This window comes from Roseovarius albus (genome assembly GCF_900172335.1).
Taxonomy (GTDB): Bacteria; Pseudomonadota; Alphaproteobacteria; order Rhodobacterales; family Rhodobacteraceae; genus Roseovarius; species Roseovarius albus.
Genome location: NZ_FWFX01000005.1, coordinates 155,548 through 176,525, shown reverse-complemented (window position 1 = coordinate 176,525; position 20,978 = coordinate 155,548). Strand labels below are relative to the sequence as shown.

Annotated in this window: 17 protein-coding genes; 11 read left to right on the top strand and 6 right to left on the bottom strand. The window is 56.7% G+C overall.

The window, feature by feature from the left end; all coding sequences use genetic code 11:
• Positions 1–43: 43 nt before the first annotated feature.
• The 3 genes from ROA7450_RS09740 (at position 44) to ROA7450_RS09730 (ending at position 4,446) form a co-directional block, all read left to right on the top strand.
• Complete coding sequence (locus ROA7450_RS09740; RefSeq protein ID WP_085805638.1) at positions 44–1,192, top strand: amidohydrolase; 1,149 nt, start codon at positions 44–46, stop codon at positions 1,190–1,192.
• Positions 1,193–1,393: 201 nt separating this feature from the next.
• Positions 1,394–3,133 (top strand): type I secretion system permease/ATPase, encoded by a 1,740-nt coding sequence (locus ROA7450_RS09735; protein WP_085805517.1) that lies wholly within the window; start codon positions 1,394–1,396, stop codon positions 3,131–3,133.
• The gene (locus tag ROA7450_RS09730) at positions 3,130–4,446 is read left to right on the top strand and encodes an HlyD family type I secretion periplasmic adaptor subunit (RefSeq protein WP_085805516.1); all 1,317 of its coding nucleotides are present in this window, start codon (positions 3,130–3,132) and stop codon (positions 4,444–4,446) included. Before ROA7450_RS09735 ends, ROA7450_RS09730 begins: the two co-directional genes overlap by 4 nt.
• A gap of 143 nt (positions 4,447–4,589) precedes the next feature.
• Here ROA7450_RS09730 and ROA7450_RS09725 read toward each other — a convergent pair whose 3' ends face one another.
• On the bottom strand, positions 4,590–5,270 hold the full coding sequence (locus ROA7450_RS09725; RefSeq protein ID WP_085805515.1) for an imm11 family protein: 681 nt from the start codon (positions 5,268–5,270) through the stop codon (positions 4,590–4,592).
• A 220-nt stretch (positions 5,271–5,490) separates the two neighbouring features.
• On the opposite strand from ROA7450_RS09725, the gene ROA7450_RS09720 reads away from it, so the two are divergent.
• Positions 5,491–6,516: a LacI family DNA-binding transcriptional regulator gene (locus tag ROA7450_RS09720; protein WP_085805514.1), complete on the top strand. Its 1,026-nt coding sequence runs from the start codon at positions 5,491–5,493 to the stop codon at positions 6,514–6,516.
• Here the strand turns inward: ROA7450_RS09720 and ROA7450_RS09715 are convergent.
• Positions 6,513–7,400 (bottom strand): LysR family transcriptional regulator, encoded by an 888-nt coding sequence (locus tag ROA7450_RS09715; RefSeq protein WP_085805513.1) that lies wholly within the window; start codon positions 7,398–7,400, stop codon positions 6,513–6,515. The two genes, ROA7450_RS09720 and ROA7450_RS09715, sit on opposite strands and share 4 nt — an antisense overlap.
• Positions 7,401–7,537: 137 nt before the next feature.
• Here ROA7450_RS09715 and ROA7450_RS09710 point away from each other — a divergent pair, with 137 nt between their 5' ends.
• From ROA7450_RS09710 to ROA7450_RS09690, 5 genes are all read left to right on the top strand, one after another.
• Positions 7,538–8,500: an NAD(P)-dependent oxidoreductase gene (locus tag ROA7450_RS09710; RefSeq protein ID WP_085805512.1), complete on the top strand. Its 963-nt coding sequence runs from the start codon at positions 7,538–7,540 to the stop codon at positions 8,498–8,500.
• A gap of 26 nt (positions 8,501–8,526) precedes the next feature.
• Positions 8,527–9,531, top strand: coding sequence for a phytanoyl-CoA dioxygenase family protein (locus ROA7450_RS09705; RefSeq protein ID WP_085805511.1), 1,005 nt, complete (start codon positions 8,527–8,529; stop codon positions 9,529–9,531).
• A complete protein-coding gene (locus ROA7450_RS09700; RefSeq protein WP_370738208.1) occupies positions 9,525–10,550 on the top strand; it encodes an NAD(P)-dependent oxidoreductase in 1,026 nt (341 codons plus the stop codon). Before ROA7450_RS09705 ends, ROA7450_RS09700 begins: the two co-directional genes overlap by 7 nt.
• A 143-nt stretch (positions 10,551–10,693) precedes the next feature.
• On the top strand, positions 10,694–11,725 hold the full coding sequence (locus ROA7450_RS09695; protein WP_085805509.1) for a sterol desaturase family protein: 1,032 nt from the start codon (positions 10,694–10,696) through the stop codon (positions 11,723–11,725).
• 96 nt (positions 11,726–11,821) lie between these two features.
• Positions 11,822–12,892 carry a calcium-binding protein gene (locus ROA7450_RS09690; protein WP_085805508.1) on the top strand — a complete coding sequence of 357 codons (1,071 nt, stop codon included), beginning with the start codon at positions 11,822–11,824 and terminating at the stop codon, positions 12,890–12,892.
• Here the strand turns inward: ROA7450_RS09690 and ROA7450_RS09685 are convergent, their stop codons facing one another.
• The 4 genes from ROA7450_RS09685 to argH all read right to left on the bottom strand — a co-directional run bounded on the left by ROA7450_RS09685 (position 12,893) and on the right by argH (position 18,416).
• Positions 12,893–15,469: a TIGR02302 family protein gene (locus tag ROA7450_RS09685; RefSeq protein WP_085805507.1), complete on the bottom strand. Its 2,577-nt coding sequence runs from the start codon at positions 15,467–15,469 to the stop codon at positions 12,893–12,895.
• Positions 15,470–15,506: 37 nt separating this feature from the next.
• The gene (lysA, locus tag ROA7450_RS09680; protein WP_085805506.1) at positions 15,507–16,772 is read right to left on the bottom strand and encodes a diaminopimelate decarboxylase; all 1,266 of its coding nucleotides are present in this window, start codon (positions 16,770–16,772) and stop codon (positions 15,507–15,509) included.
• 79 nt (positions 16,773–16,851) lie between these two features.
• Positions 16,852–17,028: a hypothetical protein gene (locus ROA7450_RS21165; protein WP_200812945.1), complete on the bottom strand. Its 177-nt coding sequence runs from the start codon at positions 17,026–17,028 to the stop codon at positions 16,852–16,854.
• Entirely contained in the window at positions 17,025–18,416 is a 1,392-nt protein-coding gene (gene argH / locus ROA7450_RS09675; protein ID WP_085805505.1) for an argininosuccinate lyase, read from the bottom strand. Before argH ends, ROA7450_RS21165 begins: the two co-directional genes overlap by 4 nt.
• Positions 18,417–18,437: 21 nt before the next feature.
• On the opposite strand from argH, the gene ROA7450_RS09670 reads away from it, so the two are divergent.
• Complete coding sequence (locus tag ROA7450_RS09670; protein ID WP_085805504.1) at positions 18,438–19,010, top strand: TlpA disulfide reductase family protein; 573 nt, start codon at positions 18,438–18,440, stop codon at positions 19,008–19,010.
• An 88-nt stretch (positions 19,011–19,098) separates the two neighbouring features.
• Positions 19,099–20,955, top strand: a complete 1,857-nt coding sequence (locus ROA7450_RS09665; protein WP_085805503.1) for an SLC13 family permease — start codon at positions 19,099–19,101, stop codon at positions 20,953–20,955.
• Positions 20,956–20,978 lie beyond the last annotated feature (23 nt).

Sequence of the window (20,978 nt, the reverse complement as noted above, 5' to 3'; positions counted from 1 at the left end):
GGTGAATTCCCCCTCAGGCGCGGCAGTACAGGACAAAACCGCCATGCGTGAACTTACGGCTGATCAAATTGAGCAGATGACAAACCTGCGCCAAACACTACATCGAAAGCCCGAGATTTCTGGGCAGGAGCGTGAAACCGCCCGGCTTATCGAGGCCGAACTTCGCAAAACCGGGGCAGATCGGATCATCACCGGTTTGGGTGGTTTCGGTGTCGCGGCAGAATTTATTGGCGCAGACGAGGGCCCAACCGTATTGATCCGCTGCGAATTGGATGCCCTTCCAATTCAGGAAATCTCGAATCTTCCCTATCGCTCGGAAGTCCCCGGTACTGCGCATCTGTGCGGTCATGATGGGCACATGAGCATCGTCATGGCTGTCGCGCTTGCCTTTGGTCAACAGCCGCCTGCCAAAGGCCGCGTCATCCTCATGTTCCAACCTGCCGAGGAAACCGGCGTAGGCGCTGCAGCCGTTGTTTCAGACTCTAAATATGGTGAAATCAAGCCTGATTGCGCCTTCGCCATTCACAATGTTCCTGGCTGGCCCCTTGGCGATATTCGGGTGGTAGACGGCGTTGCAAACTGCGCATCACGTGGAATGCGTCTTACATTGTCGGGCAAAACCTCGCATGCAGCCGCCCCGCAGGACGGCCTATCACCGGGCCCCGCCATGGCGCAATTGATGCAACAGCTTGCGCAACTCGGCGCAGGTGGACCGTTGGATCAGGACTTTGCCATGTCAACGCTCACGCATGTGCGGCTTGGTGAAGCAACTTTCGGCATTTCCCCGGGGGAAGGAGAGCTGCTAGTCACCTTGCGGAGCGTGACTGACGCCAAGATGGATGCGCTCGTCGATGCGGCACAAGACTGCGTTGCAAAACTCTCAGGTGATCTGACCACCAACATCAGTTGGCACGACGTTTTTCCAGCCTCTGTCAATGCAACCGAAGCGGCTGAACTTGTTCATGCCGGCGCTGCCAGACAAGGATTGCAATCCACAACCATGTCGCGCCCAATGCAATGGTCGGAAGATTTTGGTCATTTTGGAAAGAACGGAACCGAAGCCGCGATGATTTTCTTGGGCTCAGGACCCGATCAGCCGCAACTTCACAATCCGGATTACGATTTCCCTGATAGGCTGATTCCGCTCGGGGCAGATTTGTTGTTGGGAATTGTTCGCCAAATCATTGATTAAGTGCAATCACCAAGATGTCCCAGCTTGTACCCGCAATACCCACTCAGTCTGTAATGCAAGCGCAACAAATCTCGAAAATAGAAGATTTTCATCACAATTTGGATGCAAATTTGCTGGATACTTCATTGTTGAGCTAATCTAAGTGTTGTGAAACCGGCAGCGCGCCGCAAATTCGTTTAAGTAATTAGGAAAGTAAGTAACATGGCAGGCCCAGAAGCCAGAATGATACAGGCCGGTGAGGCCGAATTGCGCCAAGCCCGCAAAAACAGTCGTGGCTTGTTCTGGTTTGTTGGTGTTTTCAGCTTTTTCGCCAATCTGCTGATGCTGACCGGCCCACTATACATGCTGCAGGTCTATGACCGCGTACTGGGCAGCCGCTCTGTGGAAACATTGGTCGCCCTCTCGGCCCTTGTGGTCTTTCTTTACGGCATGATGGGTTTTCTGGACTATGCGCGGGGACGTATTCTGGGCCGCATTGGTGCACGATTTCAATCCGATCTGGATCCACGCGTATTTGATGCCTCGTTGCGTCGCGCAGCGCTTCCAGGCAACACCAATCCCGCTGGACCAGCGGATCTGGTTTCGATCTCACGCCTGCTTTCTTCGCCAGTTTTTGGTGCGGTGTTTGACCTGCCTTGGACCCCGATATTTTTGATCGGTATCTGGATTTTCCACCCTTGGCTTGGGATCCTCGCGCTCATTGGCGGTGTGATCCTGATTGTAGTCACAGTCATAAACCAAGTGGTCACACGTGCACCCACGTTATCGGCCAGCCGCGCATCCTCGCAGGCCCAAGCCATTTCAGACCAAATGCGCAACGAGGCCGAGATGGTGCAAGCTTTGGGCATGCGTGATGCCGCCTTTGCCCGCTGGCATCAGGTTCGCGACAACGCGCTCGAAGAGCAAATGAAATCCACCGACCTTGGCGGCACTTTTACCACCACCACCAAGACCTTCCGCCTGTTCTTGCAGTCCGCGATGCTTGGGCTCGGCGCACTATTGGTCCTGCGCGGGGAACTGACGCCCGGTGCAATGATTGCCGGGTCCATCCTTTTAGGCCGCGCACTGGCTCCGATCGAACAGATCGTTGGGCAGTGGGCCATGGTTCAGGGTGCCATGCGGGGTTGGGGTAATCTGGCCGAACTTTTGGGAACTGTTCCGCCTGAACAACCCAGAACACCTCTGCCTGAACCGAAGGCGAAGATCGACGTAAAGAATCTGACTATCGCCCCACCAGGGGAAAAACATGCCATTCTGAAATCTGTCAGTTTTTCCATCCCACCGGGCCAGGCTGTTGGCGTAATCGGCCCTTCCGGCGCGGGCAAATCCACCTTGGCGCGCGCCCTTACAGGTGTTTGGCGCCCTGCCGGCGGCGATATCCGTCTCGACGGCGCAACGCTGGATCAATACCCGCCACAAATGTTAGGTCAGCACATTGGCTATCTGCCGCAAAAGATATCCCTCTTTGATGGCACCATCGCCGAAAACATTTCGCGTCTTTCGCCCGAGCCAGACGCTGAAAAAGTGGTCGAAGCCGCGCGCAAGGCCGACGCACATGAGATGATTCTGAAACTCCCTGATGGGTACGATACGCGTGTCGCCGCGAATGGTGGTCGCCTGTCTGGCGGGCAGATCCAGCGCATCGGTCTGGCGCGCGCAATGTATGGAAATCCTGTTTTTCTGGTTCTCGATGAGCCTAACTCCAATCTCGATAACGAGGGCAGCGAAGCGGTTAACCGTGCGATCAAGGCATTCAAATCCAGCGACAGGTCGCTTTTGATCATCGCCCACCGCCCCGCAGCGATTGCAGAATGTGACCTGCTTTTGATGCTTGATACTGGCGTCGTCCGCGCCTTTGGTCCGCGGGACGAGGTCCTGCGGCAAGTGGTCAAGAACCGCACCGAAATTGCCAAAACCGCGGCGCAAGGGGGTGTGCAATGACCAATCTTGGCCAAAATCAACCCAATCGCTGGTCCGCTCGAAAACCTCTCGCCATTGGCCTGCTTACTTTGCTCATTCTTGTGGGTGGATTTGGCACTTGGGCGGTTATGGCCAACATCTCTGGTGCGATCATCGCTGGTGGCCGGATCGAAGTGGATCAGAACCGCCAGATTGTCCAACACCCCGATGGCGGTGTGGTCGAGGAAATCCTGGTGGACGAGGGCGACGTGGTTGCGATGGGCGAAATTCTTATTCGCCTTGACCCCAATGAACTGCAATCAGAGCTTTCAATCACCGAAAGTCAGCTGTTTGAACTGATCGCCCGGCGTGGACGGCTCGAGGCCGAGCGCGACGGGAATGAAAACATCGAATTCGACACGCTGATCACCTCCATTGCTGAAAGCAACCCTGACGCCGCCGCCCTGATTGCTGGGCAAAAGCGACTGCTGGCCGCGCGGGCAGAATCTACAAAGAATGAAATCGATCAGCTGGAAAAGCGCAGCGGACAGATTGGCAATCAGATCGAAGGCCTCAAAGCCCAGCAAACTGCCCTTAGCCGTCAACATGAATTGATCACCAAGGAACTTGCAGACCAACAGCAATTGCTGGATCGTGGATTGGCACAGGCAACCCGAGTGCTGGCGCTCCAACGCGAAGAAGCTGGCCTTTTGGGACGTATGGGCGACCTAGAGGCGCAAAAAGCTGAAGCTGAAGGTCGTATCACCGAGATTGAAATCGAAGTCCTGAAACTCGATACCACCCGCCGGGAAGAGGCGATCTCGCAACTGCGCGACCTGCAATATCGCGAGCTTGAGCTGCACGAACAACGCCGCGCCCTGATCGAACGCCTGTCCCGGCTCGACATTAAGGCCCCCGTGTCCGGCGTGGTCTATGGCATGCAGGTTTTTGCCCTGCGTTCGGTCATTCGCCCGGCCGATCCTGTGCTTTACATCGTTCCGCAAGACCGCCCATTGGTTATCAATGCGGAGGTCGAAACAATCCACATCGACAAGCTCAATATCAATCAGGACGTGACCCTGCGCTTTTCCGCCCTCGACCAACGCGAAACCCCGGAACTGGTCGGCAAGGTCGTCACCATCTCGGCCGATGCCTTTGAGAATGAAAACACTGGGCAAAGTCATTACCGGGCCGAGATCATCCTGAACGAAGGTGAGATCAAACGCCTGCCCGAAGGCACCGTGCTGATCCCCGGCATGCCGGTCGAGGCCTTCATCAAAACAGCAGACCGCAGCCCCATCGCATATCTGGTTAAACCTCTATCAGATTACTTCACAAAAGCGTTCCGCGAGTAACACCCGCTTGATCTCTGCCTGCAACGCATCAGTAGGGTGGGCAGTTTTGCCCACCATATGAGTCAACACAGGTGCACATGCATGGGAAAGGCGGAAGTGGACAGAGATTGTCCACCCTACGCTTGCAGTTAAACCACGTCGTTTCAAACCTCGATCACCTTGAAATGCTTGGGCACCCGCAGGCCCTGTCGTTTGATCTCTGCCTGCAGCGCATCGGAAAAGAAAACCGTCGGAGAACTTAACACCGACTCACGCCAGAGATGCGCCTCGCCGATTGCCTCTGTGGACATGGCCAGCCCATTGATATGCTCCTTAAGCTCATACACAACGCTGTATCCCTCAACCAATTCCATCTTTTCCCACGAGCCTTCCTTACTGTCATCAGGGCGAAAGCTGTCGCGGAACTGCCGGATCACCAGACCAAAGTAAGCCTTGGGGAAAGCCACAGCTTTTTGGTCCTCGATCCTCAGCGGGTAAAACTGATGCACATCCGGTTCCAGCGTCTCGATCACCGCTTTCAGCGCTTCATCAACCGCAAGAAAACCGCTTGACAACATAATTAATGCACCCAGTTTTTTAAGCGGTTTTCGGGTTTCATAGACCTGTGGACATTCCCCCCGATCCACGGGGCCCATATCTGTGGTAAACTTCCGTGAAAACGTGAATCTGTTTACGCCATCAGCCATATCCAATGCGACCTTGTCAGCCTCAGACATCTCGGTATCGTAATAGGTTTGCAGCGTTTCATCCCACGTATAAAAACCGCGCTGCGGATCTGGCCACCACTCGCCAAAATTTTTCGGCTCTACCATTCCCCAAGTCATCTCATCTCTCCTCTGCTGGCCTGCGGCCTCTGTGGCGGCGGGCGTCTCTTTCCACCATGCCCAAGGGAGGCTTGCCCCTTTAGGCGAACACACGCTCTTTATTTCTGCTTTAGGTACAGGTGTTTTTCGGGCACCACCAGCCCTCCGCATTCCGAAGTCCCGCTTGATCCCGGCAGGGTGTTCAAGCTAACAATTAGAAAACCAATCAGGAATATTGCCAGTGACAGCCAAGGATAACCGCCCTCTCACCCTGCGTGACGTTTCCGAAGAATCCGGCGTCTCTGAGATGACGGTCAGCCGGGTGTTGCGCAACCGCGGTGATGTTTCTGCCACAACACGCGAACGGGTCTTGGCCGCTGCCAAACGCATTGGCTATGTCCCCAACAAAATTGCTGGGGCCTTGGCCAGTCAGCGGGTCAATCTGGTGGCGGTGATCATCCCATCAATGTCCAACATGGTCTTCCCCGAAGTGATGACCGGTATCAGCGACGCCTTGGACGAAACCGATCTGCAGCCGGTGGTCGGGATCACCGGCTATCAGCCTGAAAAAGAAGAAAAAGTTCTTTATGAAATGCTGTCGTGGCGCCCTTCTGGCGTGATCCTTGCAGGCATTGAACATTCAGATGCCTCTCGCGCCATGCTGCGCGCCTCGGGCATTCCTGTGGTCGAGATTATGGATGTCGATGGCACCCCTGTCGATTCCGTCGTCGGCATTTCCCACCGCCGCGCCGGTCAACAGATGGCCGAGGCCATCGTTGAATCCGGCTACAAGCGGATCGGCTTCCTCGGCACGAAGATGCTGCTGGATCATCGCGCCCGCAAACGGTTCGAAGGGTTTACACAGGCGCTGGCCAAGGCTGGCATTGAAGTCGCAGATCAGGAGTTTTACTCCGGCGGCTCTGCTCTTGCCAAAGGTCGCGAGATGACCGCCGATATTCTCAAACGTACCCCGGATCTGGATTTCATCTACTATTCAAACGATATGATCGGGGTCGGTGGCCTGCTGTACCTGCAGGAACAGGGCATCGACATCCCCAATCAGATCGGTCTGGCTGGTTTTAACGGGGTCAACCTGCTCAAGGGTCTGCCCAAACGTTTGGCCACAATGGACGCCTGTCGTTACGACATTGGCAAACAAGCCGCTGAAATCATCGCTGCGCGCGTGGATCAGGAAGACGAGGTCGAACCGACAACCGTCATGCTGGAACCCACCATCGATTTTGGCGATACGTTTCGTAATCACTAAACCGTCGCTGCGAACAACTCACGCAGCCATGCCTTGACCTCCTGCACCTCGGGCCGTTCCCGCGCGGCCCTCGGCATTTTCGCCAGAAAATGAGACTGTTCCAGCCCAACGGGCTTGCTCAGCTTGACAATCGGCCGCCCGATTTTGATCGCCTGATCGGCAAACCGCGTCAGGATCGGCGCCACCCCTAAACCTGATGAGACCATTTCAACCGCCGCGGCGGTGGTGTCCAAGGCAAAGCCATAGCGCGCCTTGGTGTGTTCCAACCCGTAAGCGCTGAAAAACCGTGTCCAGTGATCCTCAAACCCCAGAATGTGGATCAAGGTCATGCCCAACAGATCTTGCGGTGATCGGATTTGTTGCGCGAGATCCTGATGGCACACCGGGGTGATCTCTTCAGTGCACAGCATTTCGATCGATCTCGGAAACCGCTCGGCATAACCCAGCTGCAGATCGATATCGACATCGGTTTCCGACAATCGATCCGCCCAGATCGATGAAATCATCCGAATTTCAATCTCGGGGTGACGCTTGTTAAATTCCAGCAGATTAGGTGCCAGCAACAAGATCGCTGTCGATACCGGCGCGCGCAGGTTCACCACCTTTTTCAGCTTGGGCCCAAACAACCCCGCCGTTGACAGCGACAGATCGTCAATCGCCCGCTGCACCACTGGGTAATAGGCCCGCCCCATTTCTGTCAGGCTCAGATTGCGCGGCGCGCGGTTAAACAGGCTGGTATGCAAATGCCCCTCGAGTGAACGGACATGCAGGCTGACCGCCGCCTGCGTCAGCCCCAGCTCTGACGCCGCTTCGGTAAAGTTCAGATGCCGTGCAGCTGCCTCAAAACTACGCAGCCAGATGAGATTGGGTAAGGGATCTGCCATGCCCTCTCTTAGCATAAATATTTTTAGGGATTAAACGCCAAATATATCGTTTTTCTTTTTCTAAATCGTAACGCACTCTGCTGAGTGACTCAGTCGCCCCTTAAGGGGCGCAACAGCATACAAGAGCGGAGCAGAACATGAAGATAGGGTTCATCGGTCTGGGCAACGTGGGCCACAAACTGGCCAGCAATTTGCTGAACCATGGCCAGGATATGATGGTCCGCGATATTGATTGCGACGCTGCCGAGGATCTGATCGCCCAAGGTGCCACATGGGCCGACAGTGGCAAAGAAATGGCCGAGGCCTGCGATGTGATCATCACTTGCCTGCCATCTCCCAAGGTCTCTGCCCAAGTGATGGAAGCCGAGGAAGGCGTCATCGCTGGCATGTCTTCAGGTAAGGTCTGGCTGGAAATGTCTACCACCGATGATGCCGAGGTCAAGCGCGTGGGTGCACTGGTCGAGGCCAAGGGTGGCATGGCAATGGACAGCCCGGTCTCCGGCGGCTGCCACCGCGCCGCCACCGGCAACATCGCCATTTTTGCAGGCGGTGAACGCGCGGCGTTTGATAAGGTCATGCCAATCCTTTCGATTCTGGGCGGCGACATCGTCCACACCGGCGACATTGGCACGGCCTCGGTGCTCAAGGTGATCACCAACTATCTGGCGGGCGTACAACTTGTCTCGACCGGAGAGGCTTTCATGGTCGCCAAGAAGGCCGGCATCGATCTGGCCGTCGCCTATGACGCCATCCGCGTCAGTTCCGGCAATTCCTTCGTGCACGAAACCGAAGGCCAATTGATCCTGAACGGCAGCTACAACATCAACTTCACCATGGATCACGAGGTCAAGGATGTGACCCTGTTTGATGATCTGGCCAAATCGCTGGGTGTGCCCGTGGAATTGTCGCCCGTTTGTGTAGCCGCCATGGAGGATGGGCTTAAACGCTACGGCCCCCGCGTCTGGTCCAGTCAGGTGGTAAAACGGCTTGAGGATGACTGCGGCACCGACCTGCGCGCCCCCGGCTTTCCCGACATTCTGGACGATTCCGAACCACCACGCCCCGGCGCGGAGGTCGAGATCAAGCATCGAGTTTCCTAGTTCACCATCGCCAACAGGAGGGACCAATGTCTAAAACCACGTCACAACCTGCGCTGTCGCAGGAGCAGATCGCATCGTTTGAGAAGAACGGTTTCCTGGCGATGCCCGACCTGATCGACCCGGCAGACCTGCTAGAAATCGAAGAAGAATACGCTGCCCTGTTGGATGATGTTGCACATCAACTGCATGCTGAAGGCAAGGTCAAAGACACCATGGCCCACCTCGAATTTGGCGACCGCTACAGCGCACTGGTTGCCGAATACCCCGATCTGCACCGCTATCTGAACGTCTCGCTGCCACTGTTGAACGAAGGCATCGACCCTGAAACCTTCCATATGCACTCCGGCCCCGCCGTGTTTCACCTGATGCGCCATCCAAAAATCCTTGATGTGGTCGAACAATTCATCGGGCCGGAAATTTCCTCCAGCCCGGTGCAGCAAATGCGGATGAAGCCGCCGGAAAAGGCGGTCCACGAAGACCTCAAAGGCCATTCCAACGTCGGCGCGACCACTTGGCATCAGGACATCGTTGCCCTGCTGCCCGAGGCGGACGACACCACCCAAGTCACGGTCTGGCTCGCCATTACTGAGGCGACCATTGAAAACGGTTGCCTCGCCTCTGTCCCCGCCTCGCACTCAGAGGGGCCCAAGGTGCATTGCTCAAACCTCGCCTTGGCCTCTGAGCCACAAGTGCCCGACAAGGTTATGGCCGACCGCGAGGCGGTACCGCTGCCCGTCAACAAAGGCGGCATCGTTCTGTTCCACAAAATGAACGTGCACCGCGCCCTGCCAAACCTCTCTGATGGCCTGCGGTGGAGCGTCGATCTGCGCTATCTGCCCACCGGCCAACCCACCGGCCGCCCCGCCTTTCCCGGCTTTGTGGCCCGCAGCCGCGCCAACCCCGAATCCGAGCTGCGCGATGCAACAGAATGGGCCGCCTCATGGGACAAGGCCCGCGAAAACATCCTCTCTGGCCACTACAAAGGCCGGATTTTTGAAGACACCCGATGGAATGACGCGGCGGTCTGCTAGGGCCGCCCGCACAAAACACACACAGATTTCGGAACACAAAGGAGACCCCGAAAATGAAAGTTGGATTTATCGGCCTCGGCAACGTCGGTGGCAAGCTCAGCGGATCCCTGCTGCGCAATGGCATCGACCTGACCGTGCACGACCTGAACGCTGATCTGGTCGCCGATTTTGTCGCCCGTGGTGCCAAGGCTGGCGAAAGCCCCGCACAGCTGATGCGCGATTGCGATGCCGTGATCACCTGCCTGCCATCGCCCGCCGCTTCAGATGCGGTCATGCAGGAAATGCTGCCCGAAGTGAAAGAGGACAAGATCTGGATGGAAATGTCCACCACGGACGAGGCCGAAGCCAAACGACTGGGTGCCATGGTGATTGAGCGTGGCGGTGCCGCAGTAGATTGCCCCGTCTCCGGCGGCTGTCACCGCGCCGACACCGGCAACATCGCCATCTTTGCCGGCTGCGATCGCGCAACGTTTGAACGCATCCTGCCGTTTCTGACCACCATGGGCCGCCGCATTCTGCACACCGGCGAACTGGGTTCTGCTTCTGTCCTGAAGGTTGTCACCAACTACCTTGCCACCGTGCATCTGGTCGCCAACGCAGAAGCGCTGGTCACCGCCAAGGCCGCAGGCATGGACCTCAACACCACCTATGAGGCGATCAAAATCAGCTCGGGCAACTCCTTCTCGCATATCACTGAAAGTCAGGTCATCCTGAACGGCAGCCGCGACATTTCTTTCACCATGGATCTGGTGAAAAAGGACGTCGGCTTGTTCCAGGAAGTAGCCGACCGCGCAAACGTGCCATTGGAAATCAGCCCGCTGATGGTAGAGATCTTTGATGATGGCATCAAACGCTACGGCGACCGCGAACTGTCACCGAACATCATCCGCCGGCTCGAGGATGCCACCGGTCTGGATATCCGCGCCCCCGGCTTCCCGCCGGAAATGCTGGATGACGAGCCCGAGGAGCCCGGCTACGAGGTCATCCCGCAAGGCAAAGAGCTCAAAGCAGCCGAATAAACCAACCCAGCGCGCAGGGATCTCTCTGCGCGTACCCAATCCAAAGCCACTTGTCATGTTCACCAAACCCTCGCGCAAATACCCGTTTGAGCCGCCGCCGGTGCCGTCCTGAACCCACCCCCACTTCAGGAAAGGACAGGACTTTGACAATCGCAGATACAAACCCCACCGACACCACCAACCAACCGGCTGAATCCGATCCAATGAGCCGTGAATGGCATTGGCACCCCGATTTGCCCGTTAAATACGCCCCATATTGGCATTGGCCACCGAAACCCAAGGTCCTGCTCAGATGGGTCTGGCAAAACTACCTGCAGGTCTCCGACCGCTCGATCTATCTGGCCTTGGCCTTTGTTGTCGCCTTCTGGCTGCAACCCGTCGGGCCGGAACAGGCCACATTCGCCTTTGGCTGGATGTCATGGGTGTTTATCCGCAACTGGATCTTGTTGCTGATTGTCGCAGGCGGCTTGCACCTATGGTTCTATGGCATCGACGCGCAGGGCAAACTGCTCAAATTCGACCCGCGCCCCTACTCCAAACGCAAGAACGCGCTGTACAAATTCGGCTACCAGACCTGGGACAACATGTACTATTCGCTGGCCTTTGGCGCGCCGATCCTGTCGCTCTATGAGATCGGCCTACGCTGGCTTTATGCCACAAGCACCATCGGCACCTTGCAGTTCTCGGCGCATCCGATCTGGTTCATTGCGCTATTTCCCATGCTGGCGATCTGGCAAAGCTTTCACTTCTATGTCGTACACCTCGCTCTGCATCAGCCTTCGGTCTACAAATACGTCCACGCCGTACACCATCGCAACGTCAACACCGGCCCATGGTCTGGCATGTCGATGCACCCGGTGGAATCCTCGATGTACCTTAGCGCCATCCTGATCGTCGCGATCCTGCCTAGCCACCCGGTGCACATGCTGTTTCTGGGCTATTGGCTGATGCTCGGGGCAGCTTCGTCTCATTCAGGATACGAGGCAATCTGGGCCAAGGATCGCAAGGCATTACTGATCGGAGCCTTTTTTCACCAACTGCATCACCGTTATTATGAATGCAACTATGGTAACGGTGAAATGCCCTGGGACAGATGGTTCGGCACCTATCACGACGGATCCGAAGAGGCGACCCGCCGCACCCGCGACCGCAAACGTCAAATGCACTCAAAGTGATCTAATTCCGCAAGGCCCCGTTTACCAGTTAAGCCTTATTTCTTTGAGCGAAACCTCACTCTGTGCTCCCCTTGTGTCGGGTTTGGAGTGTGGTGAATGTTGGGTCTTGCAGGTTTGATTGGAATGTTCACAGCAGCGGCTGCGATGACATTGGGCATGTCCTTTGGCGAAGATGAACGTGACAACAATAGCGCGTCAGATAATTCAGATAAGACTGACGCGCAAAAAAATGACGCTGAAATCACATCAGAAAACAACCTGCTTACCAATCTCGATGATGCATCGTCCGAACAGGCCGATAGCAACGACAAGAACATCCCGACCAAGGAGAGTGGCGACACTGGCAACCTTGATTCCGGTTGGGACGCGGGTGAAATCATCACCGGCACACCTGACGCAGACATGCTCGCCGGCACAGAGCACAATGATCAAATCGGCGGTCGCAGCGGCGCAGATCTGATCGAAGGGCAGGGGGGTGATGACCAGCTCTTTGGCATGGCCGGCAACGACACAATCAACGGTGGCGACGGGCAAGATACGTTGCGCGGGCAAGGCGGCGATGATGTGATGCATGGACAGGCGGGCGACGACAGCCTTTATGGTCATCACGGTGATGACACACTCGATGGTGGCGGCGGAGATGACAGTCTGCAAGGCGGCTTCGGAGACGATCGGATCGAAGGCGGCACCGGTGATGATGCCCTTCATGGATATTACGGTGACGACACGCTGACCGATGGCGAAGGGCAAGACAGCTTGTTTGGCGGCCACGGTGATGACGTGATCGACGGGCGCGATCAGGACAATGATGAGACGTCCGAAACCGAAAAAACCGGCGACTACCTGAATGGTGGACAGGGCGACGATCTGATCCTTGCCGATGGCAACGACACGATCACCAGTGGCGAGGGTGCAGATACGATCACCCTGACCGAATGGGTCAATGATAACCAGCAGACCGTCATCTTTGATTTCGAACCTGATGAAGACCGGTTGATGGTGCTTTACGACGCCGAGAACACACCCGAACCAAAGCTCTCGATCACCCAGAATGAGGATGATCCAGCCCAGCAAGAACTATTTCTGAACGATGAATATATTGCCACGGTGTTCAGCAAAGTTGCGCTGTCACAGCAGCACATCACGTTAGTCGCAAATCAAGGCTGATCAGAAACGGTCAAGCAAACGCTTAAAGTATTCCCGCTCTGCCTCTGGCCGTGCCCCTTCACCCGACTTGCGACGAATTTCATCCACCAACTCTCTCGCCCGGCCATAGGCATCATCATTAAAGAACTCGCCTCCATCGCCAAGCTCACCGCCTCCGTTGGATGCACGACCAAGAGGATCCCGGCCCTGATTGCCTTTCCGACCACTGGCCTGCCCTTGACCTCCCTGCGCCTGATTATCCATAGAGTCCGCAAGATTGCGCATGCCTTCACGCAAGGCCTCCATGGCTTGCGCCTGACCATCAACGGCCTCCGCAAGGTTCCCATCACGCAGGGCATTCTCTGCCCCGCGCATCGCGTTTTCGGCCCGTTCCAATGAATCCCGTGCAGCCCTCCCGGCTTCACTTCCGCTGCCCGGCAATGTTCCACGTTGCCGCTGCAACTCTTCGCGCAGCGCCTGCTGCCGATCCGCAAGCGAACTGTCTCCGCCATCGCCGCGCCCTCCGGCTTGTGCCCCTTCGCCATTCTGATCGCCGCCGCCATCGCCCTGACCTTGGCCCGGCTGATTATGGCTTTGCCCCTGACCTAGGCCACCATCAAAGCCTTGATTGCCTTGCGACTGTCCGGATTGCGCCCCTGAATTGAATTGTTCCTGTAAGTCACGAAACGCTTGGTCGGACAGACCCTGCTGTTCTTTCAACGTTTCTGCCAATCCTTCCATTGCCTGCTCACCCGGGGTATCTCCCTCACCGCCCTGTCCTTCGGTGACACGCATGTTTTCCATCATCTGCTGAAACTCGTCCAAGGCTTGCTGTGCCTCAGCAAATCGACCCTGCTCCATCAGCTCCTGAATGCGGTCCATCATTTCCTGCAGATCCTGCTGGGTCATCCGCATCATGTTTTCGCTCAACTGCTGATCACCCCCGCCTTCGCGCTGGGCCTGTTGCGACTTTTGCCGCAGATAGTCATTCGTCGCCTCGCGCAATTCCTGCATCAACCGGGCAATCTCCTCCGGGCTGGCGCCGTTCTTGATTGCCTCTGATAGCCGCTCCTGCGCCTCTCGCATTCGCTCCAGCGCATTGCCGATGTCACCATCCTCCAGCAGCAGTGCAAGATCCCAGAATGCATCGGACAGTTCATCACGCGTCTCAGGAGTCAACGCATCCGCCTGCATCAACGCCTCCAGTCGCCGCAGGATCATGCGCTGGATCAGGTAGGACCCGGTTGACCGAAACAGGCTATCATTGGGCCGATACGATACCGCACGCATCAACTGTGAAATGGTCTTGGCATTCTCGGGTGACCACAGCAGGTCGCGCCGTTGTTCAATCATAGCCGAGGCCAGCGGATCAAAAAACCGTCGCGCAGGCATCGGCGTCAGAAAAACATCACTTTCACCCACCTGTCCGGCCCCGTCTGTCACCTCTAGAGTGATCCGTACTGGCAAATGGGCCCACGGATGCTCAGACAGGTTTTCAACCAGATTTTCGGAAAAATTCTCACGTCCGCCAGTGATTGGCATCGGCAGATCCAGAATAACATCTTCGCGCGCCTCCGGTTCAGCCTCTAGGCCATAAGCCCGATCAATTCGCGGCAAATCCAGCGTTATGATCGCCCGGCCCTTTGCAATGCCATAATCATCAATTGCTTTGAATGGCAGGGTCATCAGACCCTCAAATGTGGTCTGCATCTCGTCTGAAACAGCCTCCACAAAGGGCGGTAAATCCGGGATCACCTCCAACACCCAGATCTGGCCACCCGGGCCGTCAATCTGCAGTTTCCCGTTATTCACAGCCTCATAGGCTTGCTCCGAGTCGGTAGACGTCCCCGCTTGAGCGCCCGAAACCGTTTCTGACACGCTCAGCGCACCCACCTCACCATACAGCCTGAGCGTGATCCTTGACCCCGCCGGGATCCGGATTTTCGCAGCCTGATCCGCAAGGTAGAGGCTCGGCAATCCGGTATATTCTGGCGGCTCTATCCAACCTTCCCAAGTTGGCTCACCAGCGGCCAAACCGCTGGGTCCCAGCGCAAGTTCCGACAAGGATTGCACCCGCCAGAGCGACCCAAACATCAATGAACAAACCAGCGCCAATAACGCGATATAACGCAAACCATAAGGATCGCGTTGCGACAGTTGCAGATCCGGCTCCACCGCCTTGGCCATTTCCGCCTGCGCCGCCATCCGGCGTTGATGCGCTTGCCAGAGAGATTCAGACCCGGCATCCCCAGCCCCAATCCTCTGCGTATCAGAAAGTGCCGCCAAGGGCCGACCCGGCAAGGTGTCATCCAACCGCGCAAGGGCCGCCGCTTTGTTCGGCCATTGGAACGCACGCACGCCCTGGACAGCGAAAACCAGCAAAGCCAGCGCAAGTGCCGCCAGTACAATCCATGCTGAGCCAAGCGGCAAATCATCATGAAGCCCAAAGAAAACAAAGGCTGCCGCACCCGCAAGAACCGTCCACAACGGCCAAAACGCCTGCGTCAGTCGCTCGGCAATCATCCCGGCCCAGGTCAGCAGAAAAGGCCCGCGAATCCGGGCTGTTATCTCAGATAACAAGGGTGATCTGTCCGGCATAATCCCTTCCGATCAGAGGCCGAACACGCCTATCGCGTTACAGCCACTCGGGGATGGTATCGCGATTTATCATTTCGTCAAAGGTCGGACGTGCCCGAATGACGGCAAATTGATGCTCATGAACCAGCACTTCGGGCACCAAGGGCCGTGTGTTGTACTCACTCGCCATCACCGCGCCATACGCCCCGGCACTGCGAAACGCCACCAAATCACCGGCTTTCAGCGGTGGCATCATGCGTTCCTTGGCAAAAGTATCGCCGCTTTCACAGACCGGGCCAACAATGTCATAGGGTTGCTGTTCGATCCCGGCTTCGGGTTCATCCACCGCAACAATATCGTGATGCGCCTCATACATGGCCGGGCGAATCAGGTCATTCATTGCCCCATCGAGGATCAGGAAATCACGGCCTTCACCGGATTTCACATAAATCACCTTGCTCACCAGAATACCGGCATTTCCCGCCACCAAACGACCCGGCTCAATCTCGATCTCGCAACCCAAATGACCCAACTCTTCCTTGATCATCTGACCGTATTCCACGGGCAGCGGCGGCGCGTCATTCGAACGCGTGTAAGGAATGCCCAAACCACCGCCCAGATCCAGACGGATAATATCATGCCCTTCAGCCCGCAACGCCTCGGTCAAGTCTGCCACCTTGCGATAGGCCAGACGGAACGGCTCCAGATCGGTCAGCTGGCTGCCGATGTGCACATCGATGCCAACCACCTTTAGTCCGGGCAGGGTGGCCGCATGGGCATAAACCTCTTTCGCGCGCGAGATTGGAATGCCGAACTTGTTTTCCGACTTGCCGGTGGCAATTTTGGCATGGGTTTTGGCATCCACGTCCGGGTTCACCCGCACAGTGATCGGGGCCACCACACCCAGCTCCTGCGCCACCGCGCTCAGCTCTTCCATTTCCGGCTCGCTCTCAACATTGAACTGTCGAATGCCGCCTTCCAATGCCAGACGCATCTCATCCCGCGTTTTGCCAACGCCAGAAAACACAATCTTCTCTCCGGGTACACCTGCGGCACGGGCACGGGCATATTCGCCACCCGAAACCACATCCATCCCGGCACCCAGATTTGCCAAGGTTTTCAGGATCGCCTGATTGCTGGCCGCTTTCATCGCATAGCAGACCATATGCGGGGTGCCATCCAATGCCTCATCAAACAGGCGAAAATGCCGCTCCAGCGTCGCGGTTGAATAGCAATAGAAAGGCGTGCCCACCTCGGCCGCAATATCAGCAATGCTCACGTCTTCTGCGTAAAGCTCACCGTCACGATATAGAAAATGGTCCATGGCGCCGCCCCTGAGTGTGTTCCAACACGCCTCATATCAAAGCGCGCGCACAATGCAATCAAAGTTGGCGCAATAAGACTTAGATGCCGACACCCACAGTCACTGGCCCGACCTGTGTGCTCACACCCACATTGGCATGCACCCCGTTCGAGCCAACGCCAATCACTGTCGTCGCAGAAGGGGCATAGAACGGCTCGCCATCCGCCCCGCATCCTGCCAACAGGCCCAGCGCAACGATCAAAGCAGCAATTCTCATTCCAACATCTCCTTCCACCGGGCGACCTGCGCCAGAACCTGGCTTGGCGCGGTGCCGCCGTAACTCACACGCGAGGCGACCGAATTATGGACCCCCAGCACCTCGTAGATATCAGAAGTGATGTCAGAATGCACGGATTGCATCTGCTCCAGCGTCAGATCCGGCAGATCGCATTCGTTCTGCTCGGCCATGGCCACCAGCGTGCCGGTCACATGATGCGCATCCCGGAACGGCATGCCCAACACCCGTACCAGCCAATCGGCCAGATCCGTTGCAGTTGAAAAGCCTGATCCTGCTGCCGCTTCCAATGATGGACGGTTGGCCGACATATCTTTGACCATGCCTTCCATCGCAGCCAATGCCAGCATCAGGTTATCAGCCGCATCAAAGACCTGCTCTTTGTCTTCCTGCATGTCCTTGGAATAGGCCAGCGGCAGCCCCTTCATCACCGTCATCAGGGCGACATTCGCCCCGAATATCCGACCAATTTTGGCGCGGATCAGTTCCGCCGCATCCGGGTTCTTTTTCTGCGGCATGATCGATGAGCCAGTTGAGAACCGATCAGACAACACCACAAACCGGAACTGGGCCGAGGACCAGATCACCAGCTCTTCTGCCATACGTGACAGGTGCATCGCACAGATGCTGGCCGTGCTCAGAAACTCCAGCGCAAAATCCCGGTCACTGACCGCATCCAGCGAATTGGCTGATGGCCGATCAAAGCCCAGCACCTTCGCCGTCATGTCCCGATCAATCGGAAAGGATGTCCCAGCCAACGCCGCCGCGCCCAGTGGGCATTCATTCATCCGTTTGCGCGCATCCCGCGTCCGCGACAGGTCACGCCCAAACATTTCAACATAGGCCATCATGTGGTGGCCCCATGTCACTGGCTGCGCGGTCTGTAAGTGGGTAAAGCCCGGCATCACCCAATCAGCTCCCACCTCGGCCTGCGCCAACAGCGCCTTGATCAGGGCCAACAGCCCAGATTCAAACGCATCAAACTGGTCCCGCACCCACAGTTTGAAATCTGTCGCCACTTGGTCATTGCGCGACCGTCCGGTGTGCAAACGCCCGGCAGGCTCGCCAATGATGTCTTTCAGCCGCGCCTCAACATTCATGTGGATGTCTTCCAACGTGGTGGAAAAGACAAAAGTTCCGCCCTCAATTTCTGACAAGACCGTGAGCAGGCCTTCCCTCATCGCCTCGGCATCCTTATCACTTACAATGCCTGTGGCGGCCAACATGGCGGCATGGGCCCGAGAGCCGGCAATGTCCTGTGCTGCCATTCGCTGATCGAACCCGATCGAGGCATTGATCGCCTCCATGATTGCGTCCGGTCCAGCGGCAAAGCGGCCGCCCCACATCTGGTTCGAGGTATCGTTTGTCATGTCTTGCCCTTCGGAGGGAAAATGCGGAAATTTCGTTCAATCGTCCTTTATATGGCACTGGCGCTGGGTGCAAATACTGCCTTCGCCGCTGACCCCGCTGAAATCACCGCCCTGCGCGAAGGCGATATGAAAAAGCTGATCGTCTATGAGGAACCGCGCCCGGCCTCCTCCGCGCTCTACGTCAACGAAGACGGGTCCGAAGGCTCCTTGGCCGACTACAAAGGTAAGGTCGTGGTCCTGAACCTCTGGGCCACATGGTGCGCGCCCTGCCGCAAAGAAATGCCCAGCCTGTCCGAGCTGCAGGCAGCGCTCAGTGAAGAAGGCATCGAAGTTGTCACCGTCGCCACCGGCCCGGTTGCCACGCCGCCCCCGATGATCGCCAAGTTTTTCACAGACATTGGCGTCGACAACCTGCCCCAGCACCGCGACCCAAAACAAGACCTTGCCCGTTCGGTGAAAATCTTCGGTCTGCCGGTATCAATCATCATCGACCGCGATGGAAATGAAGTTGCGCGGATGTTGGGCGATGCCGACTGGAGCTCGGACAATGCCAAGGCGATCATGCGTGCCTTTGCAGAAAACCCGCCCTCCTGAACCCCACAATTTGACCCTTGGTTAATTTCCCGGCACAGTGAGGGGAAAATCGAGGGCAAATTTGGAACATATCGCGTTTACGACTGAGATGGCCGTGGTCATGGCGACCCTGGCCTTTACTGTGTTTTTGTTCGTGTCCGAGATCATCAGGGTCGATCTCGCCGCCATCCTGATCTTGGTCATCGTCGGTATCCTTAGTTACATGCCGGGTCTCGAAAATCTGGCGGACGTCAATCATCTGTTTGACGGTTTCGCCTCGAACGCGGTTATATCCATCATTGCGGTCATGATCGTCGGTGCGGGCCTTGATAAAACCGGCATCATGAACAAGGTCGCGGCCGTCATCCTCAAACGAGGCGGCACAACAGAAGCACGCGTCGTGCCCATTGTCTCGGGTACAGTTGGGTTCATTTCCAGCTTCTTGCAAAATGTCGGCGCCGCAGCCCTCTTCCTTCCCGTCGTCAGCCGCATTTCCGCCCGCAGCGGCATCCCCCTCTCACGCCTCCTCATGCCCATGGGCTTTTGCGCCATTCTCGGCGGCACGATGACAATGGTGGGTTCATCCCCTCTGATCTTGCTCAACGACCTCATTCGTTCGGCCAATGAAACTCTGCCTGCCGACGCGAAAATGGCCGAGTTTGGTCTGTTTTCCGTTACCCCGATCGGCTTTGCCTTGGTGCTAACTGGCATCATCTATTTTATGGTTTTGGGTAAATTTGTCTTGCCCGGCGACGTTGACAAAGTTGATGCGTCTTCCGGCCAAGGTACTTCGGATTATCTACAACGCGTGTACGGCCTGAAGGCTGACGTATATGAGGTAGATGTCCCTGCCAACAGCCCACTGGTTGGGCAGATCCTGGCTGACATAAACCTCGAAAATAACCTCTACATCATTTCAACCTACTACAAGGGTAAGGTCTCGATGGTGCAGATCCTTACTGCCGAAATCGCTGCCCCCTGTCGTCTGGCGATTATCGGAAAAGGCGTGATTGTCGAGGCTTTCGCTAAAAAATACGGCCTCACCATCCGCCCCGCGTTGGATGTCTTTGCCGAGGAATTCGCCCCCACAAACGCCGGCATCGCCGAGGTAGTCATTCCCCCGGATTCCAAGCTCATCGGGCAATCTCCCCGCGACCTGTTACTGAGAAAAACCTACGGGCTCAGCCTTTTGGCCATTCACCGCGGCGAGGAAACCCTCAGTCACGTGGAATACGGCGAACACCACCCCACGGCCATTGGCCTGGTGCCATTCCAAGCCGGGGACATGCTTGTCGCCCACAGCCGCTGGGAAAATCTGGTACGCATCAAACGCGACCGCGACTTTGTCGTTGTCACCTCTGACTTCCCGCAAGAGGAGTTGCGCCCGCAAAAGGTTGGCGCTGCCCTGTTCTTCTTCCTCGTGTCTCTAACGATGATCCTCTTCACAGATGTGCGCCTGTCACTTTGCCTGCTCACCGGCGCGGTCGGCATGCTGCTCAGCAAGGTCATGACCATCGACGAGGCGTATCGCGCCGTCGGTTGGAACACCGTGTTCCTCTTGGCCAGCCTGATACCCTTGGGGCAGGCGGTGCAAAACACCGGCACTGCGGAATGGATCGCGCAGCAAATTCTCACCTTGCTGGACGGTTGGCCCATCTGGGCGCTACAAGGCGGCGTTGCCATTCTGGCCACGGCCTTCTCACTGGTGATGTCCAATGTTGGCGCAACGGTGCTTTTGGTGCCGCTTGCCGTCTCCATCGCTGTGGCGGCGGGCGGCAATCCGGCGGTCTTTGCGCTCACCGTGGCGATCTCGACCTCGAACTCCTTCATCATCCCCACCCACCAGGTCAACGCCCTAATCATGGGTCCAGCGGGGTATAAGGTGACCGATTTCGTCCGCTCCGGCGGGATCATGACAGTTTTGTTCCTGATTGTCTCGATGGTAATGCTGAATATTGTCTTCTAGCTCTCGCAATCAAAACCCTTGTT